Annotated in this window: 14 protein-coding genes; 10 read left to right on the plus strand and 4 right to left on the minus strand. The window is 65.1% G+C overall.

The genetic code is table 11. The features are described 5' to 3' along the window. Positions 1-22 precede the first annotated feature (22 nt). The 3 genes from ACQ5BL_RS22980 to ACQ5BL_RS22990 all read right to left on the minus strand — a co-directional run bounded on the left by ACQ5BL_RS22980 (position 23) and on the right by ACQ5BL_RS22990 (position 3665). A complete protein-coding gene (locus tag ACQ5BL_RS22980) occupies positions 23-1756 on the minus strand; it encodes an ABC transporter ATP-binding protein/permease (protein WP_243805372.1) in 1734 nt (577 codons plus the stop codon). Between the two features lie 67 nt (positions 1757-1823). Then, positions 1824-2384, minus strand: a complete 561-nt coding sequence (locus tag ACQ5BL_RS22985; RefSeq protein ID WP_207883586.1) for a response regulator transcription factor — start codon at positions 2382-2384, stop codon at positions 1824-1826. Between the two features lie 24 nt (positions 2385-2408). Next, a complete protein-coding gene (locus ACQ5BL_RS22990; protein WP_207883584.1) occupies positions 2409-3665 on the minus strand; it encodes an ATP-binding protein in 1257 nt (418 codons plus the stop codon). Between the two features lie 221 nt (positions 3666-3886). On the opposite strand from ACQ5BL_RS22990, the gene ACQ5BL_RS22995 reads away from it, so the two are divergent. The 3 genes from ACQ5BL_RS22995 to ACQ5BL_RS23005 all read left to right on the plus strand — a co-directional run bounded on the left by ACQ5BL_RS22995 (position 3887) and on the right by ACQ5BL_RS23005 (position 8116). Next, positions 3887-4603, plus strand: coding sequence for an SIMPL domain-containing protein (locus tag ACQ5BL_RS22995; protein ID WP_243805371.1), 717 nt, complete (start codon positions 3887-3889; stop codon positions 4601-4603). Positions 4604-4869: 266 nt separating this feature from the next. Beyond that, positions 4870-6474, plus strand: coding sequence for an ABC transporter substrate-binding protein (locus ACQ5BL_RS23000; RefSeq protein ID WP_207883579.1), 1605 nt, complete (start codon positions 4870-4872; stop codon positions 6472-6474). A gap of 49 nt (positions 6475-6523) precedes the next feature. Next, positions 6524-8116 (plus strand): ABC transporter substrate-binding protein, encoded by a 1593-nt coding sequence (locus ACQ5BL_RS23005; RefSeq protein WP_430293276.1) that lies wholly within the window; start codon positions 6524-6526, stop codon positions 8114-8116. 105 nt (positions 8117-8221) lie between these two features. Here the strand turns inward: ACQ5BL_RS23005 and ACQ5BL_RS23010 are convergent, their stop codons facing one another. Beyond that, the gene (locus ACQ5BL_RS23010; RefSeq protein ID WP_243805370.1) at positions 8222-9439 is read right to left on the minus strand and encodes a M24 family metallopeptidase; all 1218 of its coding nucleotides are present in this window, start codon (positions 9437-9439) and stop codon (positions 8222-8224) included. Positions 9440-9574: 135 nt separating this feature from the next. Here ACQ5BL_RS23010 and ACQ5BL_RS23015 point away from each other — a divergent pair, with 135 nt between their 5' ends. The 7 genes from ACQ5BL_RS23015 to ACQ5BL_RS23045 all read left to right on the plus strand — a co-directional run bounded on the left by ACQ5BL_RS23015 (position 9575) and on the right by ACQ5BL_RS23045 (position 17834). Further along, the gene (locus tag ACQ5BL_RS23015; RefSeq protein ID WP_430293277.1) at positions 9575-10138 is read left to right on the plus strand and encodes a helix-turn-helix domain-containing protein; all 564 of its coding nucleotides are present in this window, start codon (positions 9575-9577) and stop codon (positions 10136-10138) included. 207 nt (positions 10139-10345) lie between these two features. Then, positions 10346-11944 carry an ABC transporter substrate-binding protein gene (locus ACQ5BL_RS23020; protein WP_430293278.1) on the plus strand — a complete coding sequence of 533 codons (1599 nt, stop codon included), beginning with the start codon at positions 10346-10348 and terminating at the stop codon, positions 11942-11944. Positions 11945-12189: 245 nt separating this feature from the next. Continuing rightward, entirely contained in the window at positions 12190-13776 is a 1587-nt protein-coding gene (locus tag ACQ5BL_RS23025; RefSeq protein ID WP_243805367.1) for an ABC transporter substrate-binding protein, read from the plus strand. 60 nt (positions 13777-13836) lie between these two features. Then, the gene (locus ACQ5BL_RS23030) at positions 13837-14847 is read left to right on the plus strand and encodes an ABC transporter permease subunit (protein ID WP_207883564.1); all 1011 of its coding nucleotides are present in this window, start codon (positions 13837-13839) and stop codon (positions 14845-14847) included. Positions 14848-14861: 14 nt separating this feature from the next. Further along, positions 14862-15773: an ABC transporter permease subunit gene (locus ACQ5BL_RS23035; RefSeq protein WP_243805366.1), complete on the plus strand. Its 912-nt coding sequence runs from the start codon at positions 14862-14864 to the stop codon at positions 15771-15773. Between the two features lie 115 nt (positions 15774-15888). Next, complete coding sequence (locus tag ACQ5BL_RS23040; RefSeq protein WP_243805365.1) at positions 15889-16866, plus strand: ABC transporter ATP-binding protein; 978 nt, start codon at positions 15889-15891, stop codon at positions 16864-16866. After that, on the plus strand, positions 16863-17834 hold the full coding sequence (locus tag ACQ5BL_RS23045; RefSeq protein ID WP_243805364.1) for a peptide ABC transporter ATP-binding protein: 972 nt from the start codon (positions 16863-16865) through the stop codon (positions 17832-17834). The genes ACQ5BL_RS23040 and ACQ5BL_RS23045 overlap by 4 nt, the downstream gene beginning before the upstream one ends. Positions 17835-17954 lie beyond the last annotated feature (120 nt).

Here is a 17954-nt window from a genome sequence, read left to right on the forward strand (position 1 = left end):
CTTCCAGGGAATCAAACTGCCATCAGGCCGGCAACACCGCCTCCATTTCCCGCAGCCGGCGATCTTCCAGACGCAACTGCCGGGGGTGGAAACGCTTGAGGCTGAGACGGTGGCCGATGCTGACCAGGGTGACGCCCGGCAACTGCTCCAGCAGCACCTGGTAGAGCGCCGCTTCGTCTGCTTCGTCCAGGGCCGAGGTGGCCTCGTCGAGGAACAGCCAGCGCGGGGCGTAGAGCAAGGCGCGGGCAATGGCCAGGCGCTGTTGCTCGCCCGGAGACAGCACACGTTGCCAGTGATCGGCTTCGTCCAGGCGAGACGCCAGCGAGTCCAGGCGACACAGGTGCAACACCTCTGTCATCCGCTCGGCGTCGTGGCTGTTGCCCGGCTCCGGATAGCACAGTGCTTCGGCCAGGGTGCCAATCGGCAGGTAGGGCTTCTGCGGTACGAACAGGCAGCGCCCCTCGGGCATCTGCACCACGCCGCTGCCGTATCGCCACAGGCCGCTCATCGCGCGCAGCAGGGTGCTCTTGCCGCCACCGGAAGGGCCGCCGATCAGCACATGCTCGCCAGGGTTCACGGTCAGGCTGGCGGGCTCGAGCAATTCGCGACCGCTGCCCAGGCTCAGGCTGAGGCTCTGCAGTTGCAGGCTGTCGCCGGTCTTGCGGACGTCGATATTGGCGGACTCGTGGACAGTCTCGGCCATGGCGCCACGGAAGCTCAGCAGACGGTCGCAGGTGGCACGCCAGGTGGCGAGGCTGGCATAGGCATCGATGAACCAGCTCAGGCCGTCCTGCACGTTGCCGAAGGCCGAGTTGATCTGCATGAGTTCGCCGAGCTGGATCTGCCCGGAGAAATAGCGCGGGGCAGCGACGATGAAGGGGAAAACGGTGGCGATCTGCGCGTAGCCGGAACTGAAGAAGGTCAGGCGCTTCTGGACTTTCATCAGCTCCCAGAAGTTACCCCAGACGTTGCGGAAGCGCGTCATCAGCCGCTCGTTCTCGTTAGCCTCGCCGTTGTACAGGGCGATGCTCTCGGCGTTCTCACGCACCCGCACCAGGCCGAAGCGCAGGTCAGCCTCGAAGCGCTGCTGGCGGTTGTTCAGGCCGATCAGGCGTCGGGCGATCAGGTGGGTCAGCCAGCTGCCGACCGCTGCGTAGAGCAATGCAGCCCAGAACATGTAGCCCGGAATGGTGATGCCGAACAGCTCGACGCTGCCGGACACGCCCCAGAGGATCACCGCAAAGGACACCAGGCTGACCAGGTTGCGGATCAGGCCCAGGCCGAGGGTCAGGGTGGTGTCGGTGAAGCTGTTGAGGTCTTCGGACAGACGCTGGTCTGGGTTGTCGGTGTGTCCGCGCTGCTCCAGGCGGTAGTAGTTCTTGTCGCCCAGCCAGGCGGCGAAATGCTTTTCCGTCAGCCAGCGGCGCCAGCGGATGGTGAGCATCTGGGTCAGGTACAGGCGATAGACCGCCGTGAGGATGAACACCGCCGCGATGCCGCAGAACATCAGCATCAGATGGATGAAGCTGTTCAGGTCCTTGTTCTGCAGGGCGTTGTAGAAGTCGCGGTACCAGCTGTTGAGCCAGACGCTGAGGCCGACGCCGACCAGCGACAGCGCAATCACCACGATCAGCAGCAGCCAGGCCGTGCCCTTTTCTTCGCTGCGCCAGTAGGGCGCGGTGAGTTGCCAGACCCGGTGGAAGAAGTGGCTGCGAACGGCGTCGTTCGCCGCGCGGTATTCGGCGCTATCGGTCATGGAATCTCGCTCGCACGGCTGAAAATAAAAGGAGCGCTCAGTTGGCGCTCCTCGTGTTATCGCTTACTTAACGCCTCACCGGGCGCTTCTGCAGCTTACGCTGCAAGGTTCGCCGGTGCATACCCAGGGCACGGGCGGTCGCGGAGATGTTGCCATCGTGTTCGGCAAGCACGCGCTGGATATGTTCCCACTGCAGGCGGTCCACCGACATGGGGTTTTCCGGCACCAGGGTATCCAGGTTGGCATGTTCGGACAGCAGCCCGGTCAGCACGTCGTCGGCATCGGCCGGCTTGCACAGGTAGTTGGTGGCGCCGCGCTTGATGGCCTCCACCGCGGTGGCGATGCTGGAGTAGCCGGTGAGGATCACCACCCGCATCTCGGGGTCCAGCTCCAGCAGCTTGGGCAGCAGCACCAGGCCGGAATCGCCATCCATCTTCAGATCGAGCACGGCGTAGTCGGGCAGGTCTTCCTTGGCCAGGGCCAGACCTTCCTCGGCGGAGCTGGCGACCGATACCCGCAGCCCGCGGCGGGTCATGGCGCGGGCCATGACGCGGGTAAAGGTGGTGTCGTCGTCCACCAGCAACAGGTGGGGCTGCTCTTCGCCTTCGAACTGGATCTCTTCGCTCATGGGACTTCCTCGCAGACGTGGCCCTCAAGCCACGCCATAGCTTCTTGGCAGACGCAACTCCGTCAGAGTGCCGCCATCTTCATGGTTGTACAACTTCACCGTACCGCCCGCCCGCGTCACGCTGGCCTGGCTGAGGAACAGGCCCAGGCCGAAACCCTTGCCCTTGGTGGTGAAGAAAGGCTTGCCGAGCTGTTCGGCAATGGCCAACGGAACGCCCGGCCCCTGGTCGCGGATGCTCAGGCAGATTTCCCCGGCATCCCAGTCCAGACGGACATCCAGGTCGTCCGGACAGGCGTCGGTGGCGTTGTTCAGCAGGTTCAGCAGCGCTTGGCTCAGGTCGGTGGGCGGCACCATCCGCGGCGCCTTGCCCTTGCCGAGAGTCTGGTAACGGTAGCTGGCCTCCGGACGCATCAGGTGCCAGCGGTGCAGGACGGAATCCACCCACTCGTCAGCCCCCTGCTCCACCACCGCCTGCCGACGATCAGCCTCGGCGGCGCGAACCAGATGCTGCAGGGTGTCCTTGCAGAGCTTCACCTGCTCCTGCAGCAGGGCGAGATCTTCCTGCAACATCGGCTGGTCCGCATTGGTCTGGCGCAATTCCTTGAGCAATACGCTCATGGTCGCCAGCGGCGTGCCCAGTTCGTGAGCGGCGCCGGCGGCCTGGGTGGCCACGGCGAGCAGTTGCTGATCGCGCATGCCTTCCTCGCGGCGCTGGGCCTGCAGCTGCTCCTGGCGGCGCAGCGATTCGGACATGCGCGCCACGAAGAAGGTGATCAGCGCGGCGGCCAGGGCGAAGCTCAGCCACATGCCGTAGACCAGCAGGTTGTCGCGCTGCCCGGCGGCCATCTCCAGCGGGTGGAACCAGACCAGCAGCACGGTGTAGCTGGCCAGCGCCAGGCCGGCGAGGACGATGGTATAGAGCCACGGCAGGGTCGCCGCGGCGATGGTCAGCGGCACCAGGTAATAAGAGACGAAGGGGTTGCTGGAACCGCCCGAGAAATACAGCAGCACGCTGTGAATGATCAGGTCGCAGGCCAGCTGGACGGCATATTCCAGCTCGGTCACCGGCCAGGGGCCACGCAGGCGCAGGGCGGTGCCCAGGCAGAGCACCAGGGAGACGCCGAGGGTCACGCCCAGGGCGAGCCAGGGCAGCTGGATCAGTTGGGCCTTGTAGGCGAGCCCGACGGAACCCGCCTGGGCGGCAAGCACGAGAATACGGATAAGCGTCAGATGCAGGAGGTTCTGACGACTGGCGGAAAGCTGGAAAACCGGTGTGCGCATGGTGAATTCCGGAATTTGCGCGAGTATAGCCAAGAGCCCCCTCCAACTTATGCGGCATAGCGCCACAGCATACTCCAGCGCGGCCCGCGGCGGTCGGAAACAATTGGTGACATCCACCGTTAACCCGTTCCGGAACCAATCCCCGTCAAAGGGTCTGACAGTCCTCGCCACTGCCTCAACTACGCTGTGGCCGGGACATTTTCTGGAGCAAGGAGTCATCCATGTCTGTACTGAAGAAACCCTTCACCGCCATCGCCGCCGCCATCGCCCTGTGCGCCACCAGCCTGGGAGCCCTGGCAGACGAACCTCGCTACAACCAGGTTTCGCTGCGCGCCGAGGTCAGCCAGGAAGTCGCCCACGACCTGATGCACGTGACCCTGTTCAGCGAAGGCCAGGGCAGCGACCCGGCCAAGCTGGCGGCCGAGACCACCACCGCGCTGAATGCTGCCGTCGAGCAGGCACGTAAGGTGAAGGGCGTGACCGTCAGCCTGGGCAGCCGCAACAGCTACCCGGTGTATGACGACAAGGGCCAGAAGATCACCGCCTGGCGCGAACGCGCGGAAGTCCGCCTGGAGAGCGCCGACTTCGCCGCTCTCTCACAGCTCACCGCCGACCTGCTGGGCAAGCTGAAGATGGGCAGCATGAACTTCAGCATCGCCGACGCCACCCGGGTGAAGAATGAAGATGCCCTGATGAAGGACGCCGTGAGCGCCTTCAAGGCCCGCGCCCAGGTGCTCACCGACGCCCTCGGCGGCAAGGGCTACAAGCTGGTCAGCCTGAACCTGAACACCTCCGGCGCGCCGCGTCCGATGCCGGTGATGCGCATGGCGGCAATGAAGGCCGACAGCTACGGCGGCGCACCGGCGCAGGAAATCGAAGCCGGCACCAGCCAGGTCGTGGTCAGCGCCGACGGCACGATCGAAGTGCAGATGCCCTGACCGCTGTCGTTACCGCCGTGCCTCATTTGCGGGCCGGCGGTAACGCCATCCCGCCTCCCCTCGCGCGGCGCCACCGGGAACCGGGACGCCGTGACCTGACCGCACGGTTCCCATTGTCGAAATTGCGACATTCCCTTGCACTCGCGTCACAACTTCTACACTCATCCCCGTCAGTAGCTTGCGCACGGCATGTGCCATGCATAGTTTCACGCAACGCAGCCCACAAGGCTGTGCCTCGATGACAACCAGAATAACCAGAGGTCCGTATGCGTAAGAACGCCGTCATCCGCTCCATGATTGCCGCTGGGTTGATCGCCAGCGCTCCGCTGTTCGCTCACGCCGCCAACAACCTGGTCTACTGCTCCGAAGGCAGCCCGGCGGGCTTTGACCCCGGCCAGTACACCACCGGCACCGACTTCGACGCGTCGGCGGAAACCGTGTTCAACCGCCTCACCCAGTTCGAGCGCGGCGGCACCCAGGTCATTCCTGGCCTGGCGGAAAAGTGGGACGTATCTGCTGACGGCAAGACCTACACCTTCCACCTGCGTTCCGGCGTGAAGTTCCATACCACCGACTACTTCAAGCCGACCCGCGAGTTCAACGCCGACGACGTGCTGTTCACCTTCAACCGCATGCTCGACAAGAACCATCCGTACCGCAAAGCCTACCCGACCGAATTCCCCTACTTCACCGACATGGGCATGGACGCGAACATCGCCAAGGTGGAGAAGGTCGACGACCACACCGTCAAGTTCACCCTCAACGAAGTCGACGCCGCGTTCATCCAGAACCTGGCCATGAGCTTCGCCTCGATCCAGTCCGCCGAGTACGCCGACCAGTTGCTCAAGCAGGGCAAGGCCAGCGACATCAACCAGAAGCCCATCGGCACCGGCCCGTTCGTATTCAATCGCTACCAGAAGGACGCGATGATCCGCTTCAAGGCCAACCCGGACTACTGGAACAAGGGTGAGGTGAAGATCGACAACCTGATCTTCGCCATCAACACCGACGCCTCGGTGCGCATGCAGAAGCTCAAGGCCAATGAATGCCAGATCACCCTCTTCCCGCGCCCGGCCGACCTCGAAGCGCTGAAGAAGGACCCGAACCTGAACATGCCGTCGCAGCCGGGCTTCAACCTCGGCTACATCGCCTACAACGTGCTGCACAAGCCGCTGGACAAGCTGGAAGTGCGTGAAGCACTGGACATGGCGGTGAACAAGAAGGCCATCATCGACGCCGTGTACCAGGGCGCCGGCCAGCTCGCCGTGAACGGCATGCCGCCGACCCAGTGGTCCTACGACGACAGCATCAAGGACGCCGGCTACAACCCGGAAAAAGCCAAGGAACTGCTGAAGAAGGCCGGCGTGCCCGAAGGCACCGAGATCACCCTGTGGGCCATGCCGGTACAGCGCCCGTACAACCCCAACGCCAAGCTGATGGCCGAGATGCTCCAGTCCGACTGGGCCAAGGTCGGCATCAAGGCGAAGATCGTCACCTACGAGTGGGGCGAGTACATCAAGCGCGCCAAGGGCGGCGAGCATGACGCCATGCTGATCGGCTGGAGCGGCGACAACGGTGACCCGGACAACTGGCTGGGCACCCTCTACGGCTGCGACGCCGTGGATGGCAACAACTTCTCCAAATGGTGCGACAAGCCCTACGACGCGCTGATCAAGGAAGCCAAGCGCACGCCGGACCAGGCCAAGCGCACCGAGCTGTACAAGCAGGCCCAGCACATCCTCAAGGAACAGGTGCCGATCACCCCGATCGCCCACTCCACCGTGTACCAGCCGATGCGCAAGACGGTGCAGGACTTCAAGATCAGTCCGTTCGCGCTGAACTCCTTCTACGGCGTCAGCGTCGGCAAGTAAGGCCAGTGGCCGCCGGGCTCCCCGGCGGCCTTCTTTCCCGGCAACCGCCGTGCGCACCGCACTCGCCCGCCTGACCCTCGCCAGCCTGCTCGGCTGCGCGCCGGCCTTTGGCCAATCCCTGGTGGTCTGCACCGAGGCCAGCCCGGAAGGCTTCGACATCACCCAGTACACCGCCGCCACCACCGCCGATGCATCGGCCGAGACGGTGTTCGAACGACTGGTGCAGTTCGCTCCCGGCAGCACCCGCCTGGTGCCCGCCCTGGCGGAAAGCTGGGAGATCAGCCCGGACGGCCTGCAATACACCTTCACCCTGCGCCAGGGTGTGAAGTTCCACCGCACCGACTATTTCAGCCCCACCCGCGAATTCAACGCCGACGACGTGCTCTGGAGCTTCGAGCGCCAGCTCGACCCGCAGCATCCGTGGCATAAGCTCGCGCCACGAGGTTTCCCCTACGCCGAGTCAATGGGCCTGCCCGGATTGATCAGCGCCGTGGAAAAGCTCGACGACCACCACGTGCGCTTCACCTTGCGGCACCCCGAGGCGCCCTTCCTCGCCGACCTGGCAATGGGCTTCGCCTCCATCTATTCCGCCGAGTACGGCGACCTGCTGCTCGCGGCGCAGAAAGCCGACCAGCTGAACAACCTGCCCATCGGCACCGGCCCGTTCGTCTTCCAGCGCTACCAGAAGGACGCCCAGGTGCGCTTCAACGCCAATCCCGACTACTGGAGCGGCAAGCCGAAGATCGACCACCTGTTGCTGGCGATCACCCCGGACCCGAACGTACGCATCCAGAAGGTCAAGGCCGGCGACTGCCAGATCGCCGTCTACCCCAAACCCACCGACATTCCCGCGCTGCGCCAGGAGCCGAACCTGAAGGTGGAGGAGCTGGATTCCCTGCTGGTGGCCTACGTGGCCCTCAATACCCGGCACAAGCCGCTGGACGACGTGCGCGTGCGCCAGGCGATCAACCTCGCCTTCGACCGCAAGGCCTACCTCAAGGCGCAATTCGGCGAAGGCGCCGCCACGCCGGCCATAGCGCCCTACCCGCCGACGCTCTGGGGCTCAGACCCGCAGCTCAAGGGCTGGCCGCACAACCCGGCGCGGGCAAAACAGCTGCTGGAGGAAGCCGGTATCCAACCCGGCCTGAAGCTGTCGATCTGGACCCGCCCCGGCGGCGGTCCGACCAATCCCAACCCCGGGATCGGCGCGCAGATGCTGCAGGACGACCTGAACAAGATCGGCATCCAGGCGGATATCCGCGTCTTCGAATGGGGCGAGCTGATCAAGCGTGCCAAGCAGGGCGAGCATGACCTGATTTTCATGGGCTGGGTCGGCGACAACGGCGATCCGGACAACTTCCTTACGCCGAACCTCTCCTGCGCCGCCGCCAAAAGCGGCGAGAACCAGGCCGGCTGGTGCAACGCCGAGTTCGACGAACTGCTGCGCCAGGCCCGCGCCAGTACCGACCAGGAGGTCCGCGCCGATCTGTACCGGCAGGCGCTGGCGATCTTCCAGCAGGAAGCGCCGTGGATCGCCCTCGCTTACCCGAAGCAGTTCGCGGTGCTGCGCCCGAACGTGAGGGGATTCACCCTCAGCCCGCTGGGGGCGAACAACTTCTCCCGCGTCGAGCTAGCCCCGTAGGAGCGGACTCCGTCCGCGATGGCGTCCGGCGCGATGCAGACCTATCGCGGACGGAGTCCGCTCCTACGCACAGAATCGCCGCACAACGAAATTGCGCGCGAACGATCAGGCTTCCAGGCCGAACGGATCGTCCACCGAATGACTCGGCCGGGTGAACCAGCGCGGCCCCTCCGCCGTCATGTAGAAGTGATCTTCCAGACGGATACCGAATTCCCCAGGCACGCAGATCATCGGCTCATTGCTGAAGCACATGCCGACATCCAGCGGCGTGCTGTCGCCACGCACCAGGTACGGGCCTTCGTGAATATCCAGGCCGATGCCGTGACCCGTGCGATGCGGCAGGCCGGGCAATGCGTAGTCCGGCCCGAGACCGCCGGCCTCCAGGCAACGCCGGGCAGCAGCGTCCACCAACTCGCAAGGCGAGCCAAGCACCGCGGCATCGAAAGCCGCCTGCTGCGCGGCCTTCTCCAGGTTCCACAGCTCGCGCTGGCGCGCACTGGGCGTGCCGAACACATAGCTGCGGGTGATATCCGAGTTGTAGCCGTACAGCTGGCAGCCGGTGTCGATCAGCACCATGTCGCCATCGCGCAGCGGGCGCGGCTGGCGCACGCCATGGGGGAAGGCGCTGTCCTCGCCAAACAGTACGATGCAGAAGGTCGAACCCGGCGCGCCGACCTTGCGGTGCGCCGCCTCGATGAAGCGCGTCACCTCAAGGGTGGTGATACCCTCGCGCAGGATGCTGGCGGCGGCCTTGTGCACCTCCAGGGTCATGTCCTTGGCCCGCTGCATCAGCGCCAGCTCGGCCGGCGACTTGCAGCGCCGGCACTGCTCGACCAGCGCCCCCGCATCGACCAGTTGCACGGCTCCGGCGACCTGCCGCAGCCGCTCATACATGCCGAACGGCAGGCTATGGGAAAGGCCGACCCGCGCACCCGCGCCGACTTCGATCTCCGCCAGCATCCCGATCAGCAACGTGAAGGGGCTTTCGTGCTCCGCCCAAACGCTGATGCTGCCCGGCAGCACCTGCAGGTCGAGCACCGTGCCCTCTTCGAAGGCCGGCGCGATGTAATGCACCTCGCCACGCGCCGGCACCAGTGCACCAACCATCCGCTCGCTGGGGTTCCACTTCAGCCCGGTGAAATAGAACAGCGAACTGCCGGCGTCGACGAACACCGCCGCCATCCCCTGGGCCCGCATGAGCTGCTGCAGGCGCTCGATGCGCTGGCGGTATTCCTCCAGCGTGATCGGCGCGGCGCCAGCGGTCATTACCGGCAACCTGGCCAGCGCCTGTTCGGAGCTGACGCCCCCTACACCCAGTGTCATGCGACTCTCCCGCGAGAATGAAAAACCGCAGAAATTTAAGCAGCACTGAAATTTTCGGTCAAAGACTTTATGGCGAAATGCTCTCAGCGGGCGATGACGCTGGTATGCTGCCGGCGTCCTACAAGAGCCTTGCCAATGTCCTCAGATCGTATCGGAGAGCGCCTGCGCCGTTACCGGCGCGCAGCGAAGAAGCCCCTGAACCAGGTCGCCACCGAGTCGGGCCTTACCGCCAGCTTCCTGTCCCAGGCCGAGCGCAATCTCACCGGCGTCTCGCTGTCTTCCCTGGCGAGCATCGCCAAGGCCCTGGATGTGCCGCTCAACGCGCTGTTCGACTCGCCGCAGCAGATACCGCCGGACTCGCATCAGGGCGAGCGCGTGCGCTACACCATCGAAGGCCAGCCGCTGAGCTACGAGCGCCTGTCCAGCAGCTTTCCCGGCAACCAGCTGAATGCGGTGAAGGTGACGGTTCCGGTGGGCTACGAATCGGAACTGATCACCCACGACGGCTCGGAATTCGCGTATGTCCTCAGCGGGCGCATCACTTACGTGATCGACGGTCATACCTACCCGCTGGGTCCGGGCGACTCCGTGCATTTTGACTCTGGCAAACGCCACTGCCTGCGCAACGCCGGTGACAGCGTCGCGGAAATGCTGTCGGTCACCACCCTGCCGCTGTTCGGCGAACACTCCTCGACCTGACTCACAGGACTGGAAAAACTTTCAGTCCCACTGAATTTTAAGTTGAACTTAATTTCAGCCTGACTTAACTTCTGCGACGGTCTGGACACCCACGATCCAGCCATTTACGGACGGCCCTACCCGGCCCCGTCCGCCCGAGCCGGTCCCGGACCCTATCGGTTCTCCGGCCCCTCAGAAGAACAAGAATGAGGTCAGGCAATGCGCAACATGCGACGTAATCCCCTGCATGCAATCGCCCTGGGCGGGCTGTTGCTCGCCGGTTCCGCGGTCCACGCCGCATCCAGCCTGGTGTACTGCTCCGAAGGCAGCCCGGCGGGCTTCGACCCCGGCCAATACACCACCGGCACCGATTACGACGCCACCTCCGAAACTCTGTTCAACCGCCTCGTGCAGTTCCAGCGCGGCAGCACCGAAGTCCAGCCGGCACTGGCGCAAAGCTGGGAAACCGCCGCCGACGGCAAGACCTGGACCTTCCACCTGCGTCCGGGGGTGAAGTTCCACAGCACCGAGTACTTCAAGCCGAGCCGCGAATTCAACGCCGACGACGTGCTGTTCACCTTCAACCGCATGCTCGACAAGGAGCAGCCGTTCCGCAAGGCGTACCCCACCGAGTTCCCCTACTTCACCGACATGGGCCTGGACCGCAACATCGCCAAGGTGGAGAAGGTCGACGACCACACCGTCAAGTTCACCCTCAACGAGGTCGACGCCGCGTTCATCCAGAACCTGGCGATGAACTTCGCCGTCATCCAGTCCGCCGAATACGCCGACCAGTTGCTCAAGCAGGGCAAGCCCGCCGAGATCAACCAGAAGCCCATCGGCACCGGCCCCTTCGTGTTCAGCCGCTACCAGAAGGACGCGCTGATCCGCTTCAAGGGCAACAAGGATTACTGGAAGCCCGAGGACGTGAAGGTCGACAACCTGATCTTCGCCATCAACACCGACGCCTCGGTGCGCGTGCAGAAGCTCAAGGCCGGCGAGTGCCAGATCACCCTGAACCCGCGCCCGGCGGATCTTGAAGCGCTGAAGCAGGACCCGAACCTGAACATGCCCTCGCAGCCGGGCTTCAACCTCGGCTACCTGGCCTACAACGTCACCCACGCCCCGCTTGACAAGACCGACGTGCGCCGCGCGCTGGACATGGCGCTGAACAAGCAGGCAATCATCGATGCGATCTACCAGGGCGCCGGCCAGTTGGCGGTGAACGCCATGCCGCCGACCCAGTGGTCCTATGACGCCTCGATCAAGGGCCAGGCCTACGATCCGGAACAGGCCAGGGCGCTGCTGAAGAAGGCCGGCGTCGCCGAGGGCACCGAAATCACCCTGTGGGCCATGCCGGTGCAGCGCCCTTACAACCCCAACGCCAAGCTGATGGCCGAGATGATCCAGGCCGACTGGGCCAAGGTCGGCATCAAGGCGAAGATCGTCACCTACGAATGGGGCGAATACATCAAGCGCGCCCACGCGGGTGAACACGACGCCATGCTGTTCGGCTGGACCGGCGACAACGGCGACCCGGACAACTGGCTGGGCACCCTCTACGGCTGCGACTCGGTGAGCGGCAACAACGTCTCCAAGTGGTGCAACGCGGACTACGACAAACTGGTGCGCCAGGCCAAGGCCACCACCGACCACGACCAGCGCGTCACTCTCTACCAGAAGGCCCAGCAGCTCCTCGCGCAGCAGCTGCCCATCAGCCCCATCGCCCACTCCACCGTCTACCAGCCCATGCGCAAGTCGGTGCAGGGCTTCCTGATCAGCCCCTTCGGGCGCAACTCCTTCTACGGCGTGGCCAACCAACCCTGACCACGGCCTGAACGCCAGCCCGGCGCAGACCGGGCGGCGCGTCCGCCCTCTCCTCCGCCTGCCGGCTCCCCATCGCGGTGATGGGTGGAGGATGCATTCGTTGCCAACAGAACTCGACTACAACAAGGAGCAACTCATGCAGCACTACGTACAGCCCCTGCTGTGCTGAACCAGGTCGACGGCAGCGTCAACGAGATCCGTCTGGTCAGCAACTTCCCGTTCAACCTGCTGTAAGGAGAGCCGGCATGTTCATCGCACGCACACTTCCCTTGCTACTTGCCCTGGGCAGCGGCACCGTCCTGGCACAGAACCTGGCGGTCTGCACCGAAGCCAGCCCCGAAGGCTTCGACATCGTCCAGTACACCGGCGCGGTGAGCTTCGACGCCGCCGCCGAGACCGTCTTCAACCGACTGGTGGACTTCCGCCCCGGCACCACCGAACTGGAGCCGGCCCTGGCTGAACGCTGGGAAGTCAGTCCCGACGGGCTGACCTACACCTTCCACCTGCGCCCCGGCGTGAAGTTCCACAGCACCGAGTATTTCAAGCCGACCCGCACGCTGAATGCCGACGACGTGCTCTGGACCTTCCAGCGCGCGCTCGACCCCAAGCATCCGTGGCACGAGTCCGCCGGTCGCGGCTATGCCTACTTCGACGCCATGGGCATGCGCGACCTGATCAAGTCGGTGGACAAGGTCGACGACCTCACCGTGCGCTTCACCCTGAACCACCCCGAAGCGCCCTTCCTGGCCGACATGGCCATGGGCTTCGCCTCGATCTACTCCGCCGAATATGGCGATCAGTTGCTCACCGCCGGCAAGCAGGGCCAGTTGAACAACCTGCCCATCGGCACCGGCCCCTTCGTCTTCAGCCGCTACGCCAAGGACGCCCAGGTGCGCTACCGCGCCAACCCGGACTACTTCCGTGGCAAACCGGCGATCGACAACCTGGTCTTCGCCATCACCCTCGACCCGAACGTGCGGATGCAGAAGGTCCGCCGCAACGAATGCCAGATCGCCCTCTACCCCAAGCCCTCCGACGTGCCGGCCCTGCAGCAGGACAAGAACCTGGCGGTGGACAGCATCGACGCGCTGATGACCACCTATGTCGCCATCAACACGAAGCACAAGCCACTGGACGACGTCCGCGTGCGCCAGGCAATCAATCTCGCCATCGACAAGCAGGCCCTGATCGACGCGGTGTTCGGCGCCAATGCCGCGAGCCCGGCGATCAATCCCTATCCGTCGACGCTGCTGGGCTACAACAACGAGCTCAAGGACTGGCCGCACGACCCAGAGCGGGCCAGGGCCCTGCTCAAGGAAGCCGGGGCGGAAAACCTCAAGCTGACCCTCTTCATCCGCAACGGCAGCTCGCCGACCATCCCCAACCCGGCACTGGCGGCACAGATGATGCAGGCGGACCTGGCCAAGGCCGGCGTCGACCTGCAGATCCGCTCCCTGGAGTGGGGCGAGCTGCTCAAGCGCTCCAAGGCTGGCGAGCACGATCTATCGCTGCTGGGCTGGGCCGGGGATAACGGCGACCCGGACAACTTCGTCAGCCCGAACCTTTCCTGCGCCGCCGCGAAATCCGGCGAAAACCAGGCGTTCTGGTGCGATCAGGCTTTCGAAGCGCTGATTCAGGAAGCTCGTCAGACGAATGACACGGCCAAACGGGCAGATCTTTATAGAAAGGCGACATCCGTGTTCCACGAACAATCTCCATGGATTCCACTGGCGCATCCTAAGCTGTTCAATGTGCGACGCAGCACTATCGAGGGCTACACCATCAGCCCGCTGACCACCAACAACTTCGCCAATACCCAGGCGAAGCAATAAGAAACCGGCGCCATCAGCACCCCCGATGAGTAGCCGCTCGATGAGGAGTCCTCAACCACCATGCTGAGTTTCATCGCACGCCGATTCGGTCTGCTGATCCCGACCTTCTTCGGCGTCACCCTCCTGACCTTCGCGCTGATTCGCCTGATTCCGGGCGACCCCGTGGAAGTCATGATGGGTGAACGCCGCGTCGACCCGCAGATGCACGCCGAGGCCATGCACCGCCTGGGCCTCGACAAGCCCCTCTACCAGCAGTACCTCGACTACATCGGCAACCTCGCCCAGGGCAACCTCGGCGAGTCGCTGACCACCCGCGACAGCGTGTGGAACGAATTCCTCACCCTCTTCCCCGCGACCCTCGAACTGTCCCTGGCGGCCCTGCTGTTCGCCGGCGTCTTCGGCCTGCTCGCCGGGGTGATCGCCGCACTCAAACGGGGCTCACTGTTCGATCACGGGGTGATGACCATATCCCTCGCCGGCTACTCCATGCCGATCTTCTGGTGGGGCCTGATCCTCATCATGCTGTTCTCCGTGAGCCTGGGCTGGACCCCGGTTTCCGGGCGCCTCGACCTGCTCTACGACATCGAGCCGAAGACCGGCTTCATGCTCATCGACACCCTGCTCTCGGGTGAAGAAGGCGCGTTCATGGACGCGGTGCGCCACCTGATCCTGCCGGCCATCGTGCTGGGCACCATCCCGCTGGCGGTGATCGCCCGGATGACCCGTTCCTCGATGCTCGAAGTGCTGCGCGAGGACTACGTGCGCACCGCCCGCGCCAAGGGCCTGTCGCCGGCCCGAGTGGTGTTCGTGCACGCCCTGCGCAACGCCATGATCCCGGTGCTCACCGTGTTCGGCCTGCAGGTCGGCACGCTGCTCGCCGGCGCCGTGCTCACCGAAACCATCTTCTCCTGGCCGGGCATCGGCAAATGGCTGATCGACGCCATCAGCCGCCGCGACTATCCGGTGGTGCAGAACGGCATCCTGCTGGTGGCGACGCTGGTGATCCTGGTGAACTTCATCGTGGACATCCTCTACGGTCTCGCCAATCCACGCATCCGTCACCAACGCTAACCGGAGCCGACGCCATGAATGCCAACGCCAAAGCTCCCGCCAGCGACCCGAGCCTGGTCTACCCCTCCCCGCTGAAAGAATTCTGGCACGCCTTCTCGCGCAACAAGGGCGCGGTCGGCGGCCTGCTGTTCATGCTGCTCATCGTGTTCAGCGCGCTGTTCGCCCCCTGGGTCGCGCCGCATGATCCGAGCGAGCAGTTCCGCGACTTCCTGCTCACCCCGCCGGTGTGGCTGGAAGGCGGCCACGCGCAGTTCCTGCTCGGCACCGACGAGCTGGGCCGCGACCTGCTTTCGCGCCTGATGCATGGCGCTCGGCTGTCGCTGATGATCGGCCTGACCTCGGTGCTGATCTCGATGATCCCCGGCATCATCCTTGGCCTGCTCGCCGGCTTCTCGCCCAACCGCCTGGGCCCGGTAATCATGCGCCTGATGGACATCATGCTGGCCCTGCCCTCGCTGCTGCTGGCGGTGGCCATCGTCGCCGTGCTCGGCCCGGGCCTGCTCAATACCGTGATCGCCATCGCCGTCGTCTCGCTGCCGGCCTATGTGCGCCTGACCCGCGCCGCCGTGATGGGCGAACTGAACCGCGACTACGTCACCGCCTCGCGCCTGGCCGGCGCCGGCACCCTGCGCCTGATGTTCGTCACCGTGCTGCCCAACTGCATGGCGCCGCTGATCGTGCAGGCCACCCTGAGCTTCTCCTCGGCCATCCTCGACGCCGCCGCCCTGGGCTTCCTCGGCCTCGGCGTGCAGCCGCCGACTCCCGAGTGGGGCACCATGCTGGCCTCCGCGCGCGACTACATCGAGCGCGCCTGGTGGGTCGTCTCGCTGCCCGGCCTGACCATCCTGCTCAGCGTGCTGGCGATCAACCTGATGGGCGACGGCCTGCGCGATGCGCTGGATCCGAAGCTGAAGAACGCGGCGTGAGGAAGACACAAATGATGACTTTCGCACGTGCTGTGGGAGCGAGCCTGCTTGCGAACCTGCAATCCCCCGCGTCATCCGTTCGCCATAACAACAAGAACCTGATGGAGACCGCCGTATGAGCCTCCTCGACCTGCGCAATCTCTCGGTCCGCTTCGGCGACCGCAATGCCATCCCGGTAGTGGACGGCCTCGACCTCTCGGTGGACAAGGGTGAAGTCCTGGCCATCGTCGGCGAATCGGGCTCCGGCAAGTCGGTGACCATGATGGCGCTGATGGGCCTGATCGACGCCCCCGGCATCATCACCGCCGACACCATGCAATTCGACGGCACCGACATGCTGCGCCTGAAAGGCCGCGAGCGCCGCCGCATCGTCGGCAAGGACATCGCCATGGTCTTCCAGGACCCGATGACCGCGCTCAACCCCAGCTTCACCGTCGGCTACCAGATCGAGGAAGTCCTCAACCTGCACCTCGGCCTGCGCGGCAAGGCCGCCCGCCAGCGCGCCCTGGAACTGCTCGAACGGGTGGAAATCCCCGGCGCGGCCCAGCGCCTGGACGCCTACCCGCACCAGCTCTCCGGCGGCATGAGCCAGCGCGTGGCCATCGCCATGGCCATCGCCGGCGAACCCAAGCTGCTGATCGCCGACGAACCCACCACCGCGCTGGACGTCACCATCCAGGCTCAGATCATGGAGCTGCTGCTGAACCTGCAGCGCGACCAGGGCATGGCGCTGATCCTGATCACCCACGACCTCGCCGTGGTTGCCGAGACCGCCCAGCGCGTCTGCGTCATGTATGCGGGCCAGGCGGTGGAAATCGGCCAGGTGCCGGCGCTGTTCGACGCCCCCACCCATCCCTATACCGAGGCGCTGCTCAAGGCGATCCCCGAGCACAGCGCCGGCGAGGAGCGCCTGGCCACCCTGCCCGGCATCGTCCCCGGCAAGTACGACCGACCGCAGGGCTGCCTGCTGTCGCCGCGCTGCCCCTACGCGCAGGACAACTGCCGCAGCGTGCGCCCGGCGCTGGAACCCCATGAGCGCGGCGCGGTGCGCTGCTTCTATCCGCTCAACCTGAACACCGAGGTGGCCCGATGAACGCCGTCCTGACCGCCCGCGACCTCACCCGTCACTACGAGATCTCCCAGGGCATGTTCAAGCCACACGCCCTGGTCCGCGCACTCAATGGCGTGTCCTTCGACCTGCAAGCCGGCAAGACCCTCGCGGTGGTCGGCGAATCCGGCTGCGGCAAGTCCACTCTCGCCCGCGCCCTGACCCTGATCGAGGAGCCCACCGCCGGCTCCCTGCAGATCGCCGGCCACGAAGTGAAGGGCGCCGACCACGAGACGCGCAAGCAACTGCGCCGCGACGTGCAGATGGTGTTCCAGAACCCCTACGCCTCGCTCAACCCCCGGCAGAAGATCGGCGACCAGTTGGCCGAACCGCTGGTGATCAACACCAGCCTCTCCCGCGCCGAGCGCCGCGAGCGCGTGCAGGCGATGATGAAGCAGGTCGGCCTGCGCCCCGAGCACTACCAGCGCTACCCGCACATGTTCTCCGGCGGCCAGCGCCAGCGCATCGCCCTGGCCCGCGCCATGATGCTGCGGCCCAAGGTGCTGGTGGCGGACGAACCGACCTCGGCGCTGGACGTGTCGATCCAGGCCCAGGTGCTCAACCTGTTCATGGACCTGCAGCAGGAGTTCGGCACCGCCTACGTCTTCATCTCCCACAACCTCGCCGTGGTCCGTCACGTGGCCGACGACGTGCTGGTGATGTACCTCGGCCGCCCGGCGGAAATGGGCCCGGCGGACAAGCTCTACGAGCGCCCGCTGCACCCCTACACCCAGGCGCTGCTGTCGGCGACCCCGGCCATCCACCCCGATCCGTCCAAGCCGAAGATCAAGATTCAGGGCGAACTCCCCAACCCGCTCAACCCGCCCACTGGCTGCGCCTTCCACAAGCGCTGCCCATACGCGACCGAGCGCTGCAAGGCCGAGGTGCCGGAGCTGCGCCTGCTCGATGAGCGCCAGGTGGCCTGCCACCACGCGGAGCAATTCCTGAACTGAAACGCGGTGGGCCGGTCATAGGCCGGCCCACCCTTTCGGATTCAGCCGCGTCCTACCACGCATAGGGAACAGGCCTACCGCCTGCTCCAGCCTGTCCCGCTAGGGTGGCGTCCCGCCACT

This window comes from Pseudomonas sp. B1-22 (assembly GCF_050474425.1).
GTDB lineage: Bacteria > Pseudomonadota > Gammaproteobacteria > Pseudomonadales > Pseudomonadaceae > Pseudomonas.

Excerpts from the sequence above, each read along its gene's own strand:
- ACQ5BL_RS22980 (WP_243805372.1), bottom strand. The coding sequence starts at position 1,756 with ATGACCGATAGCGCCGAATACCGCGCGGCGAACGACGCCGTTCGCAGC.
- ACQ5BL_RS22985 (WP_207883586.1), bottom strand. The coding sequence starts at position 2,384 with ATGAGCGAAGAGATCCAGTTCGAAGGCGAAGAGCAGCCCCACCTGTTG.
- ACQ5BL_RS22990 (WP_207883584.1), bottom strand. The coding sequence starts at position 3,665 with ATGCGCACACCGGTTTTCCAGCTTTCCGCCAGTCGTCAGAACCTCCTG.
- ACQ5BL_RS22995 (WP_243805371.1), top strand. The coding sequence starts at position 3,887 with ATGTCTGTACTGAAGAAACCCTTCACCGCCATCGCCGCCGCCATCGCC.
- ACQ5BL_RS23000 (WP_207883579.1), top strand. The coding sequence starts at position 4,870 with ATGCGTAAGAACGCCGTCATCCGCTCCATGATTGCCGCTGGGTTGATC.
- ACQ5BL_RS23010 (WP_243805370.1), bottom strand. The coding sequence starts at position 9,439 with ATGACACTGGGTGTAGGGGGCGTCAGCTCCGAACAGGCGCTGGCCAGG.
- ACQ5BL_RS23015 (WP_430293277.1), top strand. The coding sequence starts at position 9,575 with ATGTCCTCAGATCGTATCGGAGAGCGCCTGCGCCGTTACCGGCGCGCA.
- ACQ5BL_RS23020 (WP_430293278.1), top strand. The coding sequence starts at position 10,346 with ATGCGACGTAATCCCCTGCATGCAATCGCCCTGGGCGGGCTGTTGCTC.
- ACQ5BL_RS23025 (WP_243805367.1), top strand. The coding sequence starts at position 12,190 with ATGTTCATCGCACGCACACTTCCCTTGCTACTTGCCCTGGGCAGCGGC.
- ACQ5BL_RS23030 (WP_207883564.1), top strand. The coding sequence starts at position 13,837 with ATGCTGAGTTTCATCGCACGCCGATTCGGTCTGCTGATCCCGACCTTC.
- ACQ5BL_RS23035 (WP_243805366.1), top strand. The coding sequence starts at position 14,862 with ATGAATGCCAACGCCAAAGCTCCCGCCAGCGACCCGAGCCTGGTCTAC.
- ACQ5BL_RS23040 (WP_243805365.1), top strand. The coding sequence starts at position 15,889 with ATGAGCCTCCTCGACCTGCGCAATCTCTCGGTCCGCTTCGGCGACCGC.
- ACQ5BL_RS23045 (WP_243805364.1), top strand. The coding sequence starts at position 16,863 with ATGAACGCCGTCCTGACCGCCCGCGACCTCACCCGTCACTACGAGATC.